Below are 19,822 nucleotides of genomic sequence, written 5' to 3' on the forward strand. Positions count from 1 at the left end.
TCCGGAAAGGGGACGATCATGAAGTACGAGCCTCCCGGCAGGCCCGACAGTCCCGTGGACGTCGCGCCCCGGTACGAGAACTTCATCGGCGGCAAGTGGCAGGCGCCCAGCACCGGCCAGTACTCCGTCAACCTGTGCCCCGCGACCGCGAAGCCGGTCTGCGAGGTCCCGAAGTCGGGCGCCGAGGACATCGAACTCGCCCTGGACGCCGCCCACGCAGCCAAGGACGCCTGGGGGGAGGCCTCCACAGCCCAGCGCGCCGCCGTCCTGAACAAGGTGGCCGACGCCATCGACGCCCACCGCGAGGAACTCGCCGTCGCCGAGAGCTGGGACAACGGCAAGCCGGTCCGCGAGACCCTGGCCGCCGACATCCCCCTCGCCGCCGACCACTTCCGCTACTTCGCGTCCGCCATCCGGGCCGAGGAGAGCGAGATCACCGAGATCGACAAGGACCTGATCGCCTACCACTTCCACGAGCCGCTGGGCGTGGTCGGCCAGATCATCCCCTTCAACTTCCCGCTGCTGATGGCCGCGTGGAAGCTGGCCCCGGCGCTCGCCGCGGGCAACACCTCGGTGCTCAAGCCCGCCTCACCGACCCCCTGGTCGATCCTGAAGCTGATGGAGGTCGTCGGCGACATCCTGCCGCCCGGCGCCGTCAACGTCGTCAACGGTCCCGGTGCCGAGATCGGCAAGGCGCTCGCCACCAACAAGCGCATCGCCAAGGTCGCCTTCACGGGCGAGACCACCACGGGCCGTCTGATCATGCAGTACGCGTCCCAGAACATCATCCCGGTCACCCTGGAGCTGGGCGGCAAGTCGCCGAACATCTTCTTCAACGACGTGGCCGCGAAGGACGACGACTTCCTGAACAAGGCCGTCGAGGGACTCGTCCTGTACGCGTTCAACAAGGGCGAGGTCTGCACCTGCCCCTCCCGCGCGCTCATCCAGGAGGACATCTACGAGGAGTTCATGGGCCGCTGCCTCGAGCGCATCCGCGCCATCAAGCAGGGCGACCCCCTCGACACCGCGACCATGATCGGCCCGCAGGTGTCGAAGCAGCAGATCGAGAAGATCGCCTCGTACGTCGAGATCGGCCTGAAGGAGGGCGCCGAACTGCTGGCCGGCGGCCACCGGCCCGCCGTGGGCGGCGAGTTCGCGGACGGCTACTTCTACGAGCCGACCGTCCTCAAGGGCCACAACAAGATGCGGGTCTTCCAGGAGGAGATCTTCGGCCCCGTCCTCGCCGTCACCACCTTCAAGGACGAGGCGGAGGCACTGGAGATCGCCAACGACACGCTCTACGGCCTCGGCGCCGGCGTGTGGAGCCGCGACGGCGCCCTCGCCTACCGCATGGGCCGCGCCATCAAGGCGGGCCGGGTCTGGACGAACTGCTACCACCAGTACCCGGCGGGCGCGGCGTTCGGCGGCTACAAGGTCTCCGGCATCGGCCGCGAGACGCACAAGATGATGCTCGGGCACTACAGCCAGACCAAGAACCTCCTGGTCAGCTACGGCACCAAGCCGCTCGGGCTGTTCTAGGGGGAGTGCGGCGACATGTCCGAGAAGGTCGAACACGGCACCGTCGGGCGCGTCACCGCCACGCGGGCGGCGCGCAGGGCCATCGCGGCCCTGTGCGCCGCCCACGGCGGGCCGGTGATGTTCGTCCAGTCGGGCGGCTGCTGCGACGGAAGCGACCCGATGTGCTTCCCCGGCGGCGAATTCGCCCTGGGAGACGGCGACATGCTCGTCGGTGTGGTGGACGGCTGCACGTTCCACATGGACGCCGAACAGTACGAGGCGTTCGGCCGCCCCTTCTACGTGCTGGACGTCGCAGAGGGCACGCCGGGCGGATTCTCCCTCGCAGCCGGGGACGGGCTGCACTTCGTGACCCGGGTCAAGGCGCCCGGGAACAGGACGAGTTGAGGAGCAGATCGATGAAGGCAGCAGTGGTCACCGACTTCGGCAAGCCCCTGGAGATCCAGGACCTGCCCGTCCCCGAGCCCGGCCCCGGCCAGGTGCTCGTCAAGATGGAGGCCTCCGGCCTCTGCCACACCGACATCCATGCCGCCCACGGCGACTGGCCGGTCAAGCCGCAGCCGCCGTTCGTCCCCGGCCACGAGGGCATCGGCACCGTCCAGGCCGTCGGCGCCGGCGTCCCGGCCGAGCTGGCCGGCAAGCGGGTCGCCATACCGTGGCTCGGCTCGTCCTGCGGCACCTGCCGCTACTGCGTGTCGGGCTGGGAGACGCTGTGCGAGAGCCAGGTCAACTCCGGCTACTCCGTGGACGGTTGCTATGCCGAGTACGCCCTCGCGAACGCGGGCGCGGTCGTCCAGGTGCCCGAGGGCGTCAGCTCCTTCGACGCGGCACCCCTGACCTGCGCGGGCGTCACCACCTACAAGGCGATCAAGGTCGCGAAGGTGGTCCCGGCCGAACGGGTCGCGGTCTTCGGCATCGGCGGCCTCGGGCATCTGGCCCTGCAGTACGCGCGCCTGGTCGGCGGCCTGGTCACCGCCGTCGACGTGGAACCCGAGAAGCTGGGCCTGGCCCACCGGCTCGGCGCCGACCAGACCGTCAACGCCCGCACACACGACCCGGTCGAGGAGATCAAGAAGGCCGGCGGAGCGGACGTCGCCGTCGTACTCGCCGCCGCCCCGAAGGCGTTCGAGCAGGCCTACAGGTCCCTCAACCGCGGCGGACGCCTCGTCATGGTCGCCCTGCCCGCCGACAACGCCGCGATCAACGTGCCGATCTTCGAGACCGTCCTCGGCGGCATCTCCGTCATCGGCTCCATCGTCGGCACCCGCCAGGACCTCGCCGAGGTGTTCGCGCTGCACGCGGCCGGACGCACCCAGGTCATCGCCGAAGCGCGCCGCCTGGACGAGGTCAACGACTCCTTCGACGAGGTCCTCGGCGGACGGGCCGAAGCCCGGCTCGTCTTCGAATTCTGAGGCCCGCGCCCCAGCGGACCACAGGGAGAGGCAGCAGATCATGCCCACCGTCACCGTAGGCGCCGTACGGGAGCGGGCACCCGGCGAACGCCGTGTCGCCCTCGTCCCCGAGGCGGTAACTCTCCTGATCCGGGCCGGACTTGAAGTCCTGATCGAAACCGGGGCAGGCTCCGGCGCCTGGTTCACCGACGCCGACTACACCGCCGTGGGCGCGACCGTCGTGCCCCCGGAAGAACTGTACGCACGCGCGGACGCCGTCCTGTGCGTCGGCCCGCCGGACCCGGAGACCGCCGAGTCGCTGCGTGCCGGGCAGACCCTGATAGGCCTGCTCGAACCGCTGCTCCACCCCGCCCTGGCCGGACAACTGGCCGAGCGCGGAGTGCGGACGGTGAGCCTCGATCTGCTGCCGCGCACCCTCAGCCGCGCCCAGTCCATGGACGCGCTGACCTCCCAGGCCAACGTCGCCGGCTACAAGGCGGCCGTGCTCGCGGCCGACTCGTACGACCGTTTCTTCCCGATGCTGACCACCGCGGCAGGCACCATGCGCCCCGCGCAGGTCCTCGTTCTCGGTGCCGGAGTGGCCGGACTGCAGGCGATCGCGACCGCCCGCCGCCTCGGTGCCGTCGTCACGGCCTACGACGTACGCCCCGCAGCACGAGAGGAGGTGGAGTCGCTCGGCGCCCGATTCCTCGACATCCAGCACCCGTCAGGCACCGGATCGGGCGCCGGACAGGGCGGCTACGCACGGGAGTTGACCGAGGCGGAGCAGCAGGCCCAGCGAGCAGCGCTGGACGCGCACATCGCCCGTACCGACATCGTGATCACCACGGCCCAGGTGCCGGGCCGCAAGCCGCCGTTGCTGGTCACCGCCGACGCCGTCGAGGCCATGAAGCCCGGTTCGGTGGTCGTCGACCTCGCCGCGAGCGAACTCGGCGGAAACGTCGAGGTCTCCGAACCCGACAAGACGCAGGTCCTCGCGGGCGGCGTCACCGTCATCGGCGCCGGACGCCTGCCGTCCGCGATGGCTACCGCCGCGTCCACGGCCTACGCGCGCAACCTCGTCGCGCTGCTGCGCCACCTCGTGCACGACGGGGAACTGCTCTTCGACCCGGCCGACGAGATCACGGCCGCACTCACGGGAGGAGCCCTCTCATGAACAGTCTCGATCTCCTCACCGCGATCACCGTCTTCGTGCTGAGCGTCCTGGTGGGCGTCGAGGTCATCAGCAAGGTCCCCGCGACCCTGCACACCCCCCTGATGTCCGGCTCCAACTCCGTGCACGGCATCGTCGTCGTCGGAGCCATGCTGATCGCGGCCGAGTCGCACACCTGGCTCGGCTACGTCCTCGCCTTCGCGGCGATGGTGTTCGGAGCGATGAACGTCGTCGGCGGATATGTCGTCACCGACCGGATGCTGGAGATGTTCAAGGCCAGGCCCGCCCCCTCCGGCACTCGTGACAAGGCGGAGGTGTGAGCACCATGGACACCGTCTCCAACGCCGTCCACTACGTCTTCCTCGCCACGGCCGCGTGCTTCGTCCTCGGCCTGCACCTGATGAACCACCCGCGCACGGCCCGCCGCGGCAATACGATCTCCGCCGGGGCCATGGCCGTCGCGATGGCCGCCACGGTGTGGCTGGTGGCCCACGAAGGCACCATCAGCACGACCGGCTGGCTGGTGCTGGCCTCCGGCGGCCTCGTCGGCGCCGCGCTCGGACTGTACGCGGCACGCGAGGTCAAGATGACCGCCATGCCCCAACTGGTCAGCCTCTTCAACGCGGTCGGCGGCGGGGCGGCCGCGCTCATCGCGCTCAACGACCTCCTCCAGGCCGACCATCCGGCCGCGCTCGGCGCCCGGGTCTCCCTGCCGGGCGCCCTGGACATCGTCATCGGCGCGGTCACCTTCTCCGGATCGCTGATCGCGGCAGGCAAGCTCCAGGGCGTCGTCTCCGGGGCGCCGGTGGTCTTCCCGGGAGCACGGCTGCTGAACGTGGTGCTGCCGGCCTCCTTCGTCGTCGGCACGGTCTGGCTGGTGCTCGCTCCGGACTCCCTTGTCGCCCTCTACGGACTGGTGGCCGTCGCCCTGCTCTTCGGCGTGACGATGGTGCTGCCCATCGGCGGCGCGGACATGCCCGTCGTCATCGCCCTGCTGAACGCCTTCACCGGATCCGCGGTCGCCATGGCGGGCTTCGTCCTGAACGAGACCGCGCTGATCATCGCGGGCATGCTGGTCAGCTCCTCGGGCGGCATCCTCACCAAGCTGATGGCCGACGCCATGAACCGGTCGATCGCGGGCATCGTCGTCGGCGGCTTCGGCACCGGCGACAGCGCCCCGGTGGCTGTCGGTTCAGCTCCCGCCCAGGTGCGGTCGATCTCCGCGGACGACGTGGCGATCCAGTTGGCGTACGCGAGCAAGGTCATCTTCGTTCCGGGTTACGGCCTCGCCGCGGCCCAGGCCCAGCACGAACTCGGCGACCTCGCCAAGATGCTCACCGACCACGGCGTCGACGTCAGTTACGCCGTCCACCCGGTCGCGGGCCGCATGCCCGGACACATGAACGTGCTTCTGGCCGAGGCCAACGTCCCCTACACCCAGCTGAAGGAGATGGACGAGGTCAACCCCGAGTTCCCGCAGGCGGACGTCGCCCTCGTCATCGGCGCCAACGACGTCACCAACCCGATCGCCCGCCGTCCCGGCAACGCGATCTCGGGGATGCCGATCCTCGACGTCGACAGGGCCAAGAGCGTCGTCGTCATCAAACGCTCGATGGGCCACGGCTACGCCGGCATCGACAATGAGCTCTACACCGACCCGAAGACCGGGATGTTCTTCACCGACGCGAAGAAGGGACTGGCCGAACTCAAGACAGCCGTGGGCGAGTTCGTCGGCTGACCCACGGCATGCCGCCGGGGCCGCTCTCCGGGCGGCCCCGGTGGTATGCCCGGCCACGGTGCCTGCAGCAGCGGGATCAGGTCGGCGATCCGCTCCATCCGGTCGCCCGGGGCGCGCAGGCCGACGGCGGCCGGCAATCCCCTCCGGGGACTGAGGGATCAGGCGGGGACTGACAGATCAGGCGGGTCCGGCTCACTCCTCCGGCACCATGTCGATCGCCCCGCACGGGCACTCGGCCGCGCACAGCCCGCACCCCTTGCAGTAGTCGAGGTCGATGGTGAACCCCTTGCCCGGCCCCAGCTTGATGATCGCGTTGTCCGGGCAGACGCCGTAGCAGTTGTCGCACTCGAAGCAGTTGCCGCAGGACATGCAGCGCCGGGCCTCGAACAGGGCGGTGGACTCGTCGAGCCCCTGCACCACCTCGTCGAACGTCGAGACACGGCGGGCGAGTTCGAGCGTCGGCCGTACGGAGGCGGGGGCGTCGGAGTAGTACCAGGTGTTGAGCCGGTCGGCCGACGCGAGGCCGTGCCTGGGGCCGGGCTCGTACGCCGTGCCGCGCAGGAACGCGTCGATGTGCCGGGCCGCCTTCTTGCCGTGCCCCACGGCCACCGTGACCGTGCGCTCGGCCGGCACCATGTCGCCGCCCGCGAAGACGCCCTCGTGCCCGGTCATCAGCCCGTCGGTCACCTGCACCATGCCGTGGTCCACGGTCAGCTCCGGTACGTCCCGCAGCAGGGACAGGTCCGAGTCCTGGCCGAGCGCCAGCACCACGCTGTCCGCCTCCAGCTCTTCGAACTCGCCGGTGGGCTGCGGGAATCCGGTCTCGTCGAGCGCCATCCGCTCGATGGTCAGCCGCCCCTCGTCGGCGTGCTTGATGGTGGAGAGCCACTTCATCCGCACGCCCTCCTCCAGCGCTTCCTCGACCTCGATGTCGTGCGCGGGCATACGGTCCCGGGTGCGCCGGTAGACGACCACGGCGTCGGTCGCGCCGAGCCTGCGGGCGGTGCGGGCGGCGTCCATGGCCGTGTTGCCGCCGCCGTAGACCGCGACCCTGCGGCCCAGCAGCGGCCGGTCCTCGCCCTCCATGCTGCCCAGCAGCGTCACCGCGTCGAGGATGCGGGCGCTGTCACCGGCCGGGATGTAGGCACGCTTGCCGATGCCCGCGCCCACCGCCAGGAACACGGCGTCGAAGCCGTCGTCCCGCTGCGCGGCGAGCACGTCGTCGACCTTCGTGCCCAGCTCCAGCCCGACGCCCAGCGCCGTGATCCGGTCGATCTCGGCGTCCAGCACCTCGCGCGGCAGCCGGTAGCGCGGGATGCCGTACCGCATCATCCCGCCGGGCTGCTCCTGCGCCTCGCGGATCGTCACCTCGTGTCCGAGCAGCCTCAGGTGGTACGCGGCCGACAGCCCGGCCGGCCCGGAGCCGACGACCAGGACACGCTTGCCCGAGGTCGTTTCCGGCACGGGCACGAACCAGCCCCGCTTGATCGCCTCGTCGCCCAGGAACCGCTCGATCGAGTTGATGCCGACCGCGTTGTCGACCTGGACCCGGTTGCAGGCGGTCTCGCACGGGTGATAGCAGACGCGTCCCATGACGGCGGGCAGCGGATTGTCCCGCATCAGCTGCCGCCATGCGGACTCGTAGTCTCCGCCCTCCGCGTGGAACAGCCACTGCTGGATGTTCTCCCCGGCCGGGCAGGCCTGGTTGCACGGCGGCATCCGGTCGACGTAGACGGGACGTTCGGTGCGCCAGGCCCCTGTGTGGTTCGCCAGGCTGGAGCCGACGTTCAGAGTGATCGCGAACGGTTTGTCCCTCACGACGCCGCCTCCTCATGGGCGAGCAGCCCGAAGCGGGCGATGTTGCGGTCGGCGGTGCGCTGCAGGCGGGCGATGACGTCCGCGCGCAGCTCCGGCCGGAAGAGGTGCGCGTAGCGCTTCTGCGGGCGCAGGTACTCCTCCACCGGCAGACGGCGCCGGATCGGTGTGACGTCGGTGACCTCGCCGTCGAGGGCCTCGAACACCGGGAACAGCCCGGTCTGTTCGGCCAGCCGGGCGATGCGCACCGTGTCGTGGGACGCCGTGCCCCAGCCCAGCGGGCAGGGCACCAGCACATGCAGATAGCGGGCGCCGCGCATCCCCATCGCCCGGTGCACCTTGGCCTCCAGGTCGCGCAGACCCGCGACGGTGGCCGTGGCCACGTACGGGATCTCGTGCGCCATCGCGATCAGCGGCAGGTTCTTGCCCTGTCCGAAGGGCGCGCCGGGCTCCTCTCCCACCGCCTGGGTGGTGGCGGTGCGCGCGGTCGGGGGAGTGGCCCCGGAGCGCTGCACACCGGTGTTCATGTACGCCTCGTTGTCGTAACAGACGTACAGGACGTCGTCGCCCCGCTCGAACATGCCGGACAGACAGCCGAGGCCGATGTCCACCGTGCCGCCGTCGCCGCCCTGCCCGACCACGCGGATGTCGGTGCGGCCCTTGGCGCGCAGTGCGGCGGCGACGCCCGCGGCGACCGCGGGCGCGTTGCCGAACAGCGAGTGCAGCCAGGGCAGTTGCCACGACGTCTCCGGATAGGGCGTCGAGAACACCTCCAGGCAGCCCGTCGCGTTCACCGCGATCACCTTGCCGCCGGCCGCCCGCTGGGCTGCGTCCAGGATGTAGCGGGCGCCGAGCGCCTCGCCGCAGCCCTGGCAGGCGCGGTGGCCGCAGGTCAGCGCGTTGGCGCGGCCCGGATCGGCCTGGTCGGACTGCAGCTCGGGCCCCAGCAGCCGGTTCCCGGCCGCGAAGCTGCCCACCTGGTAGAACTTGACCTGCGGCGCGGCACTCATCGGTTGCTCCCCACATCACGCAGGATGTTCTCCGCGGACGGACCGGACCGCCTGGTCTCAGCCATCCGCGCCAACTCCCGCTCCACCAGCTCTGTGTCGAGGTCCAGGAAAGTGAGCTCTCCGAGCCGCCCCGCGATCGCGTCGTCGAAGAGCCGGTGCAGCGACTCCTTGGTGATCGCGCGCCCGCCGAGCCCGGCGACCACCGTGTGCCCGTCGAGCAGGATCCCGGACAGCGCGGTACGCACGTTCGCGGACACGATCCCGCCGACGCCGACCGCCAACGCCCGCTCCAGCACGAGCACTTGGCGTGCCCTGCCGAGCACGGTCCGCACCGCGTTGAGCGGGAAGGGCCGGAACGACGTGATGGCCAGCGCCCCGATCCGCACCCCGCGCCCACGCATCTCGTCGACCACGTCGCACACCGTTCCGAACACCGAGCCCAGAGCCACGACGATCGTGTCGGCGTCCTCGCAGCGGTACGGATGGACCAGGCCGCCGCTGGCGCGCCCGAAGACCTGCCGGAACTCGTCGGCCACCCGGGGGATCGCCTCCAGCGCCTGCATCTGCTTGGCGTGCGCCAGATAGCGCACCTCGGTGAAGGCGTCCGGGCCGACCATCGCACCGATCGACACCGGCTCGTCCGGGTCCAGGACCTGGCGCGGCTCGTACGGCGGCAGGAACGCGTCGACCTGCGCCTGCTCCGGCACCTCGATGCGCTCCCAGGCGTGGGTGAGCACGAAGCCGTCCATGCACACCATCACCGGCAGCGACAGCTCCTCGGCCAGCCGGAACGCCTGCGGATGCAGGTCGGCGGCCTCCTGGTTGTCGCGCGCGTACAGCTGGATCCAGCCGGAGTCGCGCTGCGACATGGTGTCACTGTGGTCGTTCCAGATGTTGATGGGCGCGCCTATGGCCCGGTTGGCGACCGTCATCACGATCGGCAGACCGAGCCCGGAGGCGTTGTAGAGCGCCTCCACCATGTACAGCAGGCCCTGGCTCGCGGTCGCCGTATACGTACGGGCACCCGCGGCCGAGGCCCCGATGCACATCGACATCGCGGCGAACTCCGACTCGACGTTGACGTACTCGCACGGCTCCAGCGCACCGGACTTCACCAGGCGGCTGAGTTCCTCGACGATGTGCGTCTGCGGCGAGATCGGATACGCGGCGATCACTTCGGGCCGGCAGCAGGCGACGGTTTCGGCGACCGCACGCGACCCCTCAGTCTGCTTGAGCATGCGCCCGCTCCTCCCGCTGGGCCTTTTGGACGTGGTCGTACGCTTCCCGGGCGGCGGCGGCGTTGGCCTCGCCCAGCTCCCCGGGGAAACGCTCGCGGACGGCGGCGCCGAGCGACTCGATCCTCACACAGCCGGTGAGCGCGGCGAGTCCGCCGAGCAGGACGGCGTTCGGCACCGGCCGGCCGAAGTGGCGCACGGCGAGCGCGGTGGCCGGGACGGTGAGGGCATGACCGGCAAGCTCGCCGAGGCCCAACTCGTCCACGGACCGCGGCGAGTTGATCAGCACCGCGCCGCCGGGTCGCAGCCCTTCGAAGACGTTCACCTGGTGCAGCAGCGTGGGGTCCTGGACCACCAGCGCATCGGGCCGCATGACGGGCTCGCGCACCCGGATCGGCCGGTCGTCGATCCGGCAGAACGCCACGACCGGCGCCCCCGTCCGCTCCGATCCGAAGCTCGGGAACGCCTGCGCGTGACGGTCCTCCATGAACGCCGCCACCGACAACAGCTCGGCGGCCGTGACGGCTCCCTGGCCGCCACGGCCGTGGATGCGAACCTGGAACACGGCACCTTCCCTTCCGCCCGGGTCCTCGTGTCTTCGGGCGAGTCAGTCGTGCGGGACGATCACGACCGGGCAGCGCACGTGGTGCATCACCGCGTGCGCGACCGGCCCGGTGTGCGCGCCCAGCCTGGCCGGACGGTTCCTGCGGCCGACGACGAGCAGCCCGGCGTCCTGTGTGGCGTGCAGCAGCTGCTGGGCCGGGCGGCCGTTCTCCACGAGCGTCCGGACCTTCACCGTCGGGTACTTCTCCCGCCACGGCTGGAGCGCGGCGTCCAGTGCGGTTTCGGCGGCCTGCTGAGCAGCGGCACTCATCGTGGCCGCCGCGGCGGGCGGGGCGTACGACACGTGCCAGGTGTGCAGCACCTGCAGCTGTGCGGAACGCAGGGCCGCGCTCTCGAAGGCGAACGCGAGCAGCTCCTCGCACGGATGTGCGATGTCCACGCCGGCCACGACGTCGCGGTACGGCGTGCGCAGCGACGGTCGGCCCTCCTCGTCCGTCAGGTGGTCGTCCTCTGCGGTCCGGTCGGCCCGTACGAGCACCACGGGCCGTGCCACGCGGGCCACCGTCGCGAGCGCCACCGAACCTGCCATGAAACCGCCGAATCCGCTGAACGCCCGGCTGCCCAGGACCAGCAGCTCGGCCTCGGCGCCCGCCTCCACGAGCGCGTCCGCCGCGGGACGGGCGATCTGCTCGGCACTGAGATACACCTGCGGGTGACGTTCGTTGAGCTGGTCCATGGCTCCGCGCAGGATCCGCCGTGCCCAATAGCGTGGCGCCTCCAGCTCGGGCAACGGCGACGTGTCGGACTCCAGTCCCTCCCACGCGTGCACCAGCCGCAGCGGCAGGCCGCGCCGCAATGCCTCCCCGGCCGCCCACTCAGCGGCGGCGAGGCTCTCACGTGACCCATCAAGGCCTACGACAACGGGGCGAAGCACGGCCTCCACCTCCCCGGATCGACGGCCGCCCGGCTCCGGGCGGCCCTTCTGCACTCCCAGCGTCTCCGGGAAGCCGTCCGCCCGGGCAGGGGCTGCGTGGCCTGCGGAACGGGCCGAACGGCCCTTGGCTGCGCTGCTCGGGCGGGCGGGCCCGCAGCACAAAGAGAGCCCACCGGAACCCGGTACGGGGCCACTTGGCCCATGTCGACGACGGGCGGGTGCCCGACGCTGAAGGTGTCGTGCGACACGAGCATGTCGCGCGCCGCGAGCACAAGGGAGGACGCCATGCACGGCACTCCGCACATCGTCAGCGATGTGATGACCCGCACCGTCGTAGCCCTCGGCCGCGGAGCGACGTTCAAGGAGATCGTGAAGACCATGCAGCAGTGGAAGGTCAGCGCCATGCCGGTGGTGGAGGGCGAGGGCCGGGTGGTCGGTGTCGTCTCCGAGGCCGATCTGCTGCCCAAGGAGGAGTTCCGCGACGGCGATCCGGACCGCTACACCCAACTGCGGCGGCTGGCCGACCTGGTCAAGGCCGGTGCCGTGACCGCCGAGGAGCTGATGAGCGCGCCGGCCGTCACCGTCCAGGCACACGCCTCGCTCGCACAGGCCGCCCGGATCATGGCGCTCCACAAGGTGAAGCGGCTGCCGGTGGTCGACGACGAAGACATGCTGCGGGGCATCGTCAGCAGGGCCGACCTGCTGAAGGTCTTCCTGCGCAGCGACCAGGACATCGCCGGGGAGGTGCGGCGCGACGTCGTCGACCACCTGTTCCCCGACGAGGCGGAATCGATCCGGGTCGAGGTGCGCGAAGGCGTCGTGAAGCTCACCGGACGTACCGGCGACACCGCGCTGGTGCCCATCGCCGCACGGCTGGTGCGGGCCGTCGAGGGCGTCGTGGACGTGGACTGTGCGCTGCTGGGACCGCGCCGGCGCCCGGACCTCGACCCGGACCTGCCGGACACCGAGCCGACCGCGCCGCCCTCGGGAGTCGGCGGCGCGCCTTGAGGCGGCGCCCCAACCGGCAGGCGCCGGGGGGACGTTGGGGCGCCAGGGGCCGACCGGGCCCGGTACGGGTCCGGTCGGCCCACGCGCGTCGCGCCCCGGCGCGGGACGCTCGAAGTGGCAAAGAAGACGGAAGACGAGGAGGGGACATGACCGGCATGATCGAACGGCTGCCGGGCTGGCCGACCCTGCCCGACCTGTTCGGCTGGGTCGAGACCGGTTTCCCCGGGGCGCACACGGTCCCCGGACTGCACGGCATCCGCATCGAAGAACACCTGGCGGACGAGACGTACGTGCTGCGGGCGGAGCTCCCGGGCATCGACCCCGCCAAGGATGTCGAGATCACCGTCGCGGAAGGCGTTCTGACCCTGCGGGCCGAGCGCAGTGAGGAGACGACACAGAAGCACCGCACGGAGTTCCGCTACGGCACCTTCGCCCGCTCCGTCCGGTTGCCGGCCGGGGCCAGGGGCGACGAGGCCACGGCCGAGTACAAGGACGGCGTCCTGGCCGTCACGATCCCGGTGCCCGAGATCAAGACGGGCACGAAGACCATCCCGGTGCGGCTGGGCTGAGTGCGGGTGGGCGCTCGCCCGCAGCCGCGGTGCGCGGCCGGTACTGCGGCCGCGCACACGTCTGCCAGGGCCGGACAGCGGGGGCCGGGCGGACCGTTTCCGAGGTCCTTCGGCCCAGCGACCGGGACGCCGGGCTCCGGCAAGGCTGGAGACACATGCAGTGGAGGGAGAGGAACCATGACCGTCTCCACCCGTATCGCGATCATCGCCATCGGCGACCCGGACCGGCACGACGACGGTGTGCCCCGAGCGGTGCTCTCCCGGCTGCGGGAGCGGGCGATCGAAAGGCCGCTGCCCCCGGGCACCCTGCTCGCCGCATGCGATCCCGACCCGGCACGGCTGATCCGGCTGTGGGAGAACACGGAGCTGGCCGTCGTGCTGGAGGCGGCCCGCGCCCGCCCGAGCCACCCCGGCCGCATCTACCGCCTCGAACTGGACACCGCGGCGCTGTGGCGGGCCGGCACGATGCGCCCGCATGGCCTGGGCGAAGCCGTCAACGTGGGAAGGGCGCTCGGGCGGCTGCCCGGCCACCTGGTGGCGTATGCCGTGGACGGAGCGGACACCTCACTCGGCCAGGGACTTTCCGAACCCGTCGCAGCAACCGTCGGGCACCTCGCCGTCTGCGTCGAGGCGGAGATCACCCGTCATCGGGCCGCGATCGCCCAGGACTTGGCGGACCGGGCCCGGCCAGGAAGGACGGGAAGGGCCCCATCCGCTTCTCGCGGATCCTGATTGCGCGGTGCGCGGCCGCCGGCCGCTTCTCCGCGCCCTTGCCGGGTCCTTCCCGTCACCTCCAGCAGAACACGGTGACACCGGACATGCCAGGGCCACTCGGCCCTCAATCACGGGCTCGGAGGGGCACAAGAGAGGGTGAGCCGGACATGAAGGGCTACGTGTTCCACCTCCCGGGACAGGCGGCTTGGGAAGAGATCACAGACCCGGGCCGGGATGAGGCCACCGATGCGATCGCGCGTCGATGCCGTCACCGTCTGCGGCACGGATCTGCATCCGCAACGGGATGTGCCCGAGGTTGCCCCGGGCACGAAGGATGAGAGACACCAACGGGCCTGGGCCGAGTGGCCCCGGGCGGGGGCCGAACCACCCCTGCTGAGGCCGGGCCGCCGGTGCCACGGTGGGAGTGGAGCTCTGCGCTGAGCTACCGCACAGACCGACGAAAGGCGGTGGGGAAGATGGAGCTGCCCCTGGTCGTGGGCGTCGACGGATCCGACGGGAGCCTCGCCGCGGTCGACTGGGCCGTGGACGAAGCGGCCCGGCACGGCCTGCCGTTGCGCCTGGTGTACGCCTCGCTGTGGGAGCGCTACGAGGGCGCCGTGCCGTCCAACAGTCTTGAACGTCCGTCCGAGCAGGTGATGGCGGAACACGTCGTCGCCTCCGCCGCGGAGCGCGCCGGGCGGCGCAACCCCGACGTGAAGGTCACCACCGAGGTGCTCCCCGAGGAGGCGGTCGCAGCGCTCCTGCGTGAAGGCAACAACGCCTCCGTGCTGGTGACCGGCTCGCGCGGGCGCGGCGAGCTGGCGGGCCTGCTGCTCGGCTCGGTCGGACTGGCCGTGGCCGCCCGTGCCCACGGTCCGGTGGTCGTCGTCCGCGGCGACAAGGCCGGCCTCGCGGGCACCCATGAGCGGATCCTGCTCGGCGCCGGGGAGCCGGCGACGGGCGGCGAGGCCGTGCGGTTCGCCTTCCGCGAGGCCGAGGCGCGCGGATGCACCCTCGACGTCGTGCGCACCTGGCGCTGCCCCGCACACGAGAGCGCCGACCACCCGCGGCTGGCGGAGGACCCCGCGCACCGCCACGAGGAACAGGCGGCCGCACTGCTCGACGCCTTGCTCGCCGACGCGATCGCCGACCACCCGAAGGTCCTGGTGCACCGCGTCACGGTCGAGGGACCGGCCCGCAAGGTGCTGCTGCGCCGCTCGGCCGCCGCGGACCTCGTGATCGTCGGGGCACGGCGCCGCACCGGCCACGGCGGCCTCCAACTCGGCCGGGTGGCCCACACGTTGCTGCACCACGCCGACTGCCCGGTGGCGGTCGTGCCCCAGCAGGTGTGACCGTGCACCGACCCCTGAGTGGCCTCGACGAAGTCCGCGCCGCTTCGTCAGCGCCCCAGAGGAGCGCGGGGTACGGCGCGAGCAGCCACGACGGCGCCGCGGACGAGCGACGGCACGACGCCCCGCGGCGGAGCCGCACGTCGGCACCACCCGCGGAGCGCCTCGCCCCGGTGCTGCGGGACGTGCGCGCCGTCGTCTTCGACACCGACGGCGTCATCACCGACTCGGCCCGGGTGCACGCCGCCGCCTGGAAGACGGCCTTCGACGCCTACCTGCGCGCCCACCCGCCCCGGGATCCGGGGCTCCGCCGCCCTTTCGACGTGCGCGACGACTACCTGCGCCACGTGGACGGCAAGTCCCGGCTCGACGGCGCCGCGGCCTTCCTCCGGGCACGCGGCCTCGATCCGTCGGAGGAGACCGTGCGGGCCGTCGCCGCGGACAAGGAGCGCCTGTTCACCGAGCGGTTGCGCGCCCACGGCGTCGACGCGTACCCGGGAACGGTACGGCTGGTGCATGCCCTCCGCCGCGCCGGGATACCCCGGGCCGCGGCCTCCGCGTCCCGCCACGCCGGTGAGCTGCTCGACCGGGCCGGGGTACTCGATCTCTTCGACGTGCTCGTGGACGGCGGCGAGGCGGCCCGGCTGGGGCTGCCCGGCAAACCACGCCCGGACCTCTTCCTCGAAGCGGCCCGCCGGCTCGGCGTCCCCGCAGCACGCACCGCCGTCGTGGAGGACGCCCTGGCAGGCGTGGAGGCGGGCCGCCGGGGCGGATTCGCCCTGGTGATCGGCGTGGACCGCACGGACGTCCCGGACACCGGTCAGCGGCTGCTGCACCACGGCGCCGACATCGTCGTGTCCGACCTCGCCGAACTGGTCGTACGAGGAGACCCGAAGTGACGGACTGGACCTGGGAGTACGAGGGCTACGAGCCGGCCGACGAACGCCTGAGGGAGGCGCTGTGCACGCTGGGCAACGGCTACTTCGCCACCCGGGGAGCGCTGCCCGAGTGCGCCGCGGACGAGGTGCACTACCCGGGCACCTATGTGGCGGGCTGCTACAACCGGCTCACCTCCGACGTGGCGGGCCGCCAGGTCGAGAACGAGGACATGGTCAACCTGCCGAACTGGCTGCCGATGCGCTTCCGCCTCCCCGGCGGGCGGTGGCTCACGCCCGACACCGCGACCGTCCTCGACCACCGCGAGATCCTGCACCTGTCCTCGGGGCTGCTGGAGCGGCGGACGCAGTACGGCCTCGGCGAGGACCGGGTGCTCACGGTACGGCAGCAGCGGGTGGTGCACATGGCCGACGCCCATCTGGCCGCGCTGCGCACCGAGTTCACCGCCAAAGGATGGGCCGGCCCGCTCGACCTCGAGGCGGCCCTCGACGGCGGCGTCACCAACAGCGGCGTGCCCCGCTACCGGGACCTCGACGGCCGCCACCTCACCCATGTGCACACCGGAACCGCCGCCCCCGACACGGTGTGGTTGCGCTGCCGTACCCGCACGTCGGACATCCGCATCGGCATGGCGGCCCGTCTGACCGCCGACACGCCCGTCACGATCAGCCACCAAGTTCCGCGCGCCGTCCAGCGGTTGACCCTGGACCTGGCCGCGGGGCGCACCGCCGTAGTCGACAAGACGGTCGCCCTGCACACCTCACGCGACCCGGCGATCAGCGACCCGCTCTTCGCCGCCGTCGACCGGGTGACCCGGGCGCCCGGCTTCGACGAGCTTCTCGAGTCCCACCTCACGGCCTGGGACCAGCTCTGGCGGCGCGCCGACCTCGACGTCGACGGGGAGGCGGGCCGCATCCTGCGGCTGCACCTCTTCCACGTCCTGCAGACGCTCTCCCCGCACACCGCCGATCTCGACGTCGGCGTACCCGCCCGCGGACTGCACGGCGAGGCCTACCGCGGACACGTCTTCTGGGACGAACTGTTCGTCCTGCCCTACCTCAACCTGCACTTCCCCGAGGTCTCCCGCGCCCTGCTCCGCTACCGCCACCGCCGCCTCGAACAGGCCTGCGCCGCCGCACGGTCGGCGGGCCGACGGGGCGCGCTGTACCCCTGGCAGAGCGGGAGCGACGGACGCGAGGAGACCCAGCAGCTGCACCTCAACCCCCGCTCGGGACGCTGGCTGCCGGACCACTCCCGGCTCCAGCACCACGTCGGCTCGGCCATCGCATACAACGTGTGGCAGTACTGCGAGGCCAGCGGAGACACCGAGTTCCGCGACACCAAGGGCGCCGAGATGCTGCTGCACATCGCCCGCTTCTGGGCCGACTCGGCCGTCTACGACGAGCGGCTCGGACGCCACCGCATCAAGGGCGTGGTCGGCCCCGACGAGTACCACGACGCCTACCCCGGCGCCTCGCAGCCCGGCCTCGACGACAACGCCTACACGAACGTCACGGCTGCCTGGGTGCTCTCGCGCACGCTCGAACTGATCCAGTCACTGCCCGAGCCACGGCGGCGCGAACTCGTCGAACGCACCGGGCTCGACGGTGGCGAACTCGAACAGTGGGAGGACGTCTCCCGCACCCTTCACGTGCCCTTCCACGACGGTGTCATCAGCCAGTTCGAGGGCTACGGCGACCTCGCCGAACTCGACTGGGACGGCTACCGCGAGCGCTATGGCGACATCCGGCGCCTCGACCGGATCCTGGAGGCGGAGGGCGACACCGTCAACCGCTACCGGGCCTCCAAGCAGGCCGACGTCCTGATGCTCGGTTATGTCTTCGCACCGGCCGAACTGCAGGGCCTGTTCCGCCGGCTGGGGCTGCGGCTCGACGAGGACATGTGGCGGCGCACCGTCGACCACTACCTGCAGCGCACCAGCCACGGCTCCACGCTCAGCGGGCTGGTCCACGGCTGGGTCCTGGCCCGGGCCCGGCGGGCGGAGGCGTGGAAGTTCTGCCTGGAAGCCCTCCGCGGCGACGTCGCCGACGTCCAGGGCGGCACGACCGGTGAGGGGATCCACCTGGGCGCCATGGCCGGCACCCTCGACCTCGTCCAGCGCGGACTGACCGGCCTGGAGACGCGGGGCGGCGCCCTGTGGCTCGATCCGGTGCCGCTGCCCGAGCTGTCCTCGTACGGGTTCGCGCTGCGCTACCACGAGCACTGGGGCGTACGGCTGAGGCTGGAGCGCGGGCTGCTGGAGATCGCGGTGCCGTCGTCCGACGGCACACCCATCGACGTACGGCTGCCGGACCGGGCGGTCTGCCTGCAGCCGGGGGAGACGGGCCGGCTGCTGCTCGGGGAGTGAGGGCGAGCGGGGCCCCGGGCTTGGGCCGGATGGTCCCGGGTCGACACCGGGCGGCCCATACCCGCTGGTCGTGCGGGGTGTGAGGGTGGCCGTGAGAAGCAGTCCGAGACACAGGAAGCGGTCCGCGATGTACTGGAACGGTCACGACATGAACGGATGGGGCTGGTTCACGATGTCGATCGGCACGGTCCTGCTGTGGGCCCTGCTCATCACCGTGGCCGTGCTGCTCTACCGCACCCTGAACCGGCCCCTGGAGGCCCCGCGCACCCCTCCCGCCGCCTCGGCCGAGCAGCTGCTCGCCGAGCGCTTCGCCCGGGGTGAGATCGACGAGGAGCAGTACCGCCGAAGCCTGGCCGTGCTGCGCGGGGACGGCCCCACCCTCGCCAAACACTGACAGAACCGCCCCGCCCGTCCGGGGGAGGTGCGCCCCATGCCGGCACAACCACTCGACACGACGAACATCACGGCCCTGGTGGCCGCCGCCACGGCCGCGCCCTCCCTGCACAACGCGCAGCCGTGGCGATTCCGCCATCACACGAGGGTCGGCACGGTCGAACTGCGGGCCGACTTCGAGCGCGCCATGCCGCACACCGACCCGGACAACCGCGGCTTGCACATCGGCTGCGGCGCGGCACTGTTCAACCTCCGTGTCGCCGCGGCCGACAGCGGCCTGCACGTCGATGTGCATCTGCTGCCCGATCCCGCCGACCGGGAGCTGCTCGCCCTCGTGCATCTCAACGACAGCGGCCGGCCCGACCGTGACCTGGCGACGCTGTTCCCGGCGATCGCCCGCCGGCACACCAGCCGCCATCCGTTCCAGGACAAGCCGATCCCGGCCGCGGTCCGGGACGCCCTGCGCGACGCCGCCCTCAGGGAGGGTGCCCAACTGGCCTTCCCCGACGCCTGGCACGTGGAGTCACTGCTGGAGCACGTCCGCGACGTCGAGGGACGCGACAGCATGCACCCCGAGCGTCTCGAGGACGTGCAGCGGTGGACCCGCATCGGGGCGGACAGCGCCGACACGGCCGTGGACGGCATTCCCGAGGCGGCCTTCGGGCCGCGCAAGCAGGGCGGCCGCGCTCCGGTCCGTGACTTCGCCGGCCGTCGCGCCGTGTCCGGCCGTCCGGCGGCCGTCTTCGAGACCACGCCGCACCTCGCACTGCTGGGCACCCACAACGACCACCCCGACGACTGGCTGCGCGCGGGACAGGCGCTCGAACGAGTCCTCCTGCTGGCCACGCTCGACGGCCTGGCCACCTCCCTCACCTCCCACGCGCTGGAGCAGTCGGACCTGCGGGAGCTGGCCCGCGATCCACGCTCGGCCATGGGCTTCGTGCACATGGTGCTGCGCCTCGGCTACGGGCCCGCGGGGACGGGGACACCGCGACGCCCCGTGCAGGAGGTACTGGAGATCGGCTGAGGTCCCGGTCGGACCCCCGAGAGGGCCGGTCGGTGCGCCGCCGGGGCCCGTCGGCCCAGTGCGGCCAAAGCCAGGCGGGCGAAGGCTGAGAAACCGCGAA

19 protein-coding genes are annotated in these 19,822 nt (G+C 71.8%); 14 read left to right on the forward strand and 5 right to left on the reverse strand.

What is annotated here, in order from left to right; all coding sequences use genetic code 11:
- Positions 1–15: 15 nt before the first annotated feature.
- From ACFY1E_RS24545 to ACFY1E_RS24570, 6 genes are read left to right on the forward strand one after another with little or no spacing between them, the layout of a single operon-like run.
- Positions 16–1,539, forward strand: a complete 1,524-nt coding sequence (locus tag ACFY1E_RS24545) for an aldehyde dehydrogenase family protein (protein ID WP_389079810.1) — start codon at positions 16–18, stop codon at positions 1,537–1,539.
- A gap of 15 nt (positions 1,540–1,554) precedes the next feature.
- Positions 1,555–1,923, forward strand: coding sequence for a DUF779 domain-containing protein (locus tag ACFY1E_RS24550; protein ID WP_389079462.1), 369 nt, complete (start codon positions 1,555–1,557; stop codon positions 1,921–1,923).
- A gap of 11 nt (positions 1,924–1,934) precedes the next feature.
- Positions 1,935–2,948, forward strand: a complete 1,014-nt coding sequence (locus ACFY1E_RS24555) for a zinc-dependent alcohol dehydrogenase (RefSeq protein WP_389079464.1) — start codon at positions 1,935–1,937, stop codon at positions 2,946–2,948.
- A 40-nt stretch (positions 2,949–2,988) separates the two neighbouring features.
- Positions 2,989–4,104, forward strand: coding sequence for an NAD(P) transhydrogenase subunit alpha (locus ACFY1E_RS24560; protein ID WP_389079467.1), 1,116 nt, complete (start codon positions 2,989–2,991; stop codon positions 4,102–4,104).
- Positions 4,101–4,421 carry an NAD(P) transhydrogenase subunit alpha gene (locus ACFY1E_RS24565; RefSeq protein ID WP_351463972.1) on the forward strand — a complete coding sequence of 107 codons (321 nt, stop codon included), beginning with the start codon at positions 4,101–4,103 and terminating at the stop codon, positions 4,419–4,421. Before ACFY1E_RS24560 ends, ACFY1E_RS24565 begins: the two co-directional genes overlap by 4 nt.
- A 5-nt stretch (positions 4,422–4,426) precedes the next feature.
- Positions 4,427–5,839, forward strand: a complete 1,413-nt coding sequence (locus tag ACFY1E_RS24570) for an NAD(P)(+) transhydrogenase (Re/Si-specific) subunit beta (protein ID WP_389079811.1) — start codon at positions 4,427–4,429, stop codon at positions 5,837–5,839.
- A gap of 192 nt (positions 5,840–6,031) precedes the next feature.
- Here ACFY1E_RS24570 and ACFY1E_RS24575 read toward each other — a convergent pair whose 3' ends face one another.
- Genes ACFY1E_RS24575 through ACFY1E_RS24595 form a run of 5 tightly spaced genes read right to left on the reverse strand, consistent with a single transcriptional unit; the run spans position 6,032 to position 11,397 of the window.
- Complete coding sequence (locus tag ACFY1E_RS24575) at positions 6,032–7,657, reverse strand: NAD(P)-binding protein (protein ID WP_389079469.1); 1,626 nt, start codon at positions 7,655–7,657, stop codon at positions 6,032–6,034.
- Positions 7,654–8,664, reverse strand: coding sequence for a thiamine pyrophosphate-dependent enzyme (locus ACFY1E_RS24580; RefSeq protein ID WP_389079472.1), 1,011 nt, complete (start codon positions 8,662–8,664; stop codon positions 7,654–7,656). Before ACFY1E_RS24580 ends, ACFY1E_RS24575 begins: the two co-directional genes overlap by 4 nt.
- On the reverse strand, positions 8,661–9,902 hold the full coding sequence (gene porA / locus ACFY1E_RS24585) for a pyruvate ferredoxin oxidoreductase (RefSeq protein WP_389079474.1): 1,242 nt from the start codon (positions 9,900–9,902) through the stop codon (positions 8,661–8,663). Before porA ends, ACFY1E_RS24580 begins: the two co-directional genes overlap by 4 nt.
- Positions 9,886–10,464, reverse strand: a complete 579-nt coding sequence (locus ACFY1E_RS24590; RefSeq protein WP_389079477.1) for a 2-oxoacid:acceptor oxidoreductase family protein — start codon at positions 10,462–10,464, stop codon at positions 9,886–9,888. The genes porA and ACFY1E_RS24590 overlap by 17 nt, the downstream gene beginning before the upstream one ends.
- A 42-nt stretch (positions 10,465–10,506) precedes the next feature.
- The gene (locus ACFY1E_RS24595) at positions 10,507–11,397 is read right to left on the reverse strand and encodes a universal stress protein (RefSeq protein ID WP_389079480.1); all 891 of its coding nucleotides are present in this window, start codon (positions 11,395–11,397) and stop codon (positions 10,507–10,509) included.
- Positions 11,398–11,682: 285 nt separating this feature from the next.
- Here ACFY1E_RS24595 and ACFY1E_RS24600 point away from each other — a divergent pair, with 285 nt between their 5' ends.
- The 8 genes from ACFY1E_RS24600 (at position 11,683) to ACFY1E_RS24635 (ending at position 19,722) form a co-directional block, all read left to right on the forward strand.
- Positions 11,683–12,405 carry a CBS domain-containing protein gene (locus ACFY1E_RS24600; protein WP_389079482.1) on the forward strand — a complete coding sequence of 241 codons (723 nt, stop codon included), beginning with the start codon at positions 11,683–11,685 and terminating at the stop codon, positions 12,403–12,405.
- A 146-nt stretch (positions 12,406–12,551) separates the two neighbouring features.
- Positions 12,552–12,974, forward strand: a complete 423-nt coding sequence (locus ACFY1E_RS24605; RefSeq protein WP_389079485.1) for an Hsp20/alpha crystallin family protein — start codon at positions 12,552–12,554, stop codon at positions 12,972–12,974.
- Positions 12,975–13,151: 177 nt separating this feature from the next.
- Positions 13,152–13,706 carry a hydrogenase maturation protease gene (locus ACFY1E_RS24610; protein ID WP_389079487.1) on the forward strand — a complete coding sequence of 185 codons (555 nt, stop codon included), beginning with the start codon at positions 13,152–13,154 and terminating at the stop codon, positions 13,704–13,706.
- Between the two features lie 458 nt (positions 13,707–14,164).
- A complete protein-coding gene (locus ACFY1E_RS24615) occupies positions 14,165–15,040 on the forward strand; it encodes a universal stress protein (RefSeq protein ID WP_389079490.1) in 876 nt (291 codons plus the stop codon).
- Between the two features lie 170 nt (positions 15,041–15,210).
- Positions 15,211–15,936 (forward strand): HAD family hydrolase, encoded by a 726-nt coding sequence (locus ACFY1E_RS24620; RefSeq protein WP_389079812.1) that lies wholly within the window; start codon positions 15,211–15,213, stop codon positions 15,934–15,936.
- Positions 15,933–18,302, forward strand: coding sequence for a glycoside hydrolase family 65 protein (locus ACFY1E_RS24625; RefSeq protein WP_389079492.1), 2,370 nt, complete (start codon positions 15,933–15,935; stop codon positions 18,300–18,302). The genes ACFY1E_RS24620 and ACFY1E_RS24625 overlap by 4 nt, the downstream gene beginning before the upstream one ends.
- Before the next feature lie 148 nt (positions 18,303–18,450).
- Positions 18,451–18,696 (forward strand): SHOCT domain-containing protein, encoded by a 246-nt coding sequence (locus ACFY1E_RS24630; protein ID WP_389079495.1) that lies wholly within the window; start codon positions 18,451–18,453, stop codon positions 18,694–18,696.
- Between the two features lie 36 nt (positions 18,697–18,732).
- A complete protein-coding gene (locus tag ACFY1E_RS24635; RefSeq protein ID WP_389079497.1) occupies positions 18,733–19,722 on the forward strand; it encodes an Acg family FMN-binding oxidoreductase in 990 nt (329 codons plus the stop codon).
- The last annotated feature ends 100 nt before the right edge of the window (positions 19,723–19,822 follow it).

The sequence above is a fragment of the Streptomyces sp. NPDC001604 genome (assembly GCF_042893475.1).
Lineage (GTDB): Bacteria > Actinomycetota > Actinomycetes > Streptomycetales > Streptomycetaceae > Streptomyces.

What these genes read in the sequence shown, in the direction of transcription:
- ACFY1E_RS24550 (WP_389079462.1), top strand. Translation starts at nt 1,555, where the DNA reads ATGTCCGAGAAGGTCGAACACGGCACCGTCGGGCGCGTCACCGCCACG.
- ACFY1E_RS24555 (WP_389079464.1), top strand. Translation starts at nt 1,935, where the DNA reads ATGAAGGCAGCAGTGGTCACCGACTTCGGCAAGCCCCTGGAGATCCAG.
- ACFY1E_RS24560 (WP_389079467.1), top strand. Translation starts at nt 2,989, where the DNA reads ATGCCCACCGTCACCGTAGGCGCCGTACGGGAGCGGGCACCCGGCGAA.
- ACFY1E_RS24565 (WP_351463972.1), top strand. Translation starts at nt 4,101, where the DNA reads ATGAACAGTCTCGATCTCCTCACCGCGATCACCGTCTTCGTGCTGAGC.
- ACFY1E_RS24570 (WP_389079811.1), top strand. Translation starts at nt 4,427, where the DNA reads ATGGACACCGTCTCCAACGCCGTCCACTACGTCTTCCTCGCCACGGCC.
- ACFY1E_RS24580 (WP_389079472.1), bottom strand. Translation starts at nt 8,664, where the DNA reads ATGAGTGCCGCGCCGCAGGTCAAGTTCTACCAGGTGGGCAGCTTCGCG.
- porA (WP_389079474.1), bottom strand. Translation starts at nt 9,902, where the DNA reads ATGCTCAAGCAGACTGAGGGGTCGCGTGCGGTCGCCGAAACCGTCGCC.
- ACFY1E_RS24600 (WP_389079482.1), top strand. Translation starts at nt 11,683, where the DNA reads ATGCACGGCACTCCGCACATCGTCAGCGATGTGATGACCCGCACCGTC.
- ACFY1E_RS24605 (WP_389079485.1), top strand. Translation starts at nt 12,552, where the DNA reads ATGACCGGCATGATCGAACGGCTGCCGGGCTGGCCGACCCTGCCCGAC.
- ACFY1E_RS24610 (WP_389079487.1), top strand. Translation starts at nt 13,152, where the DNA reads ATGACCGTCTCCACCCGTATCGCGATCATCGCCATCGGCGACCCGGAC.
- ACFY1E_RS24615 (WP_389079490.1), top strand. Translation starts at nt 14,165, where the DNA reads ATGGAGCTGCCCCTGGTCGTGGGCGTCGACGGATCCGACGGGAGCCTC.
- ACFY1E_RS24630 (WP_389079495.1), top strand. Translation starts at nt 18,451, where the DNA reads ATGAACGGATGGGGCTGGTTCACGATGTCGATCGGCACGGTCCTGCTG.
- ACFY1E_RS24635 (WP_389079497.1), top strand. Translation starts at nt 18,733, where the DNA reads ATGCCGGCACAACCACTCGACACGACGAACATCACGGCCCTGGTGGCC.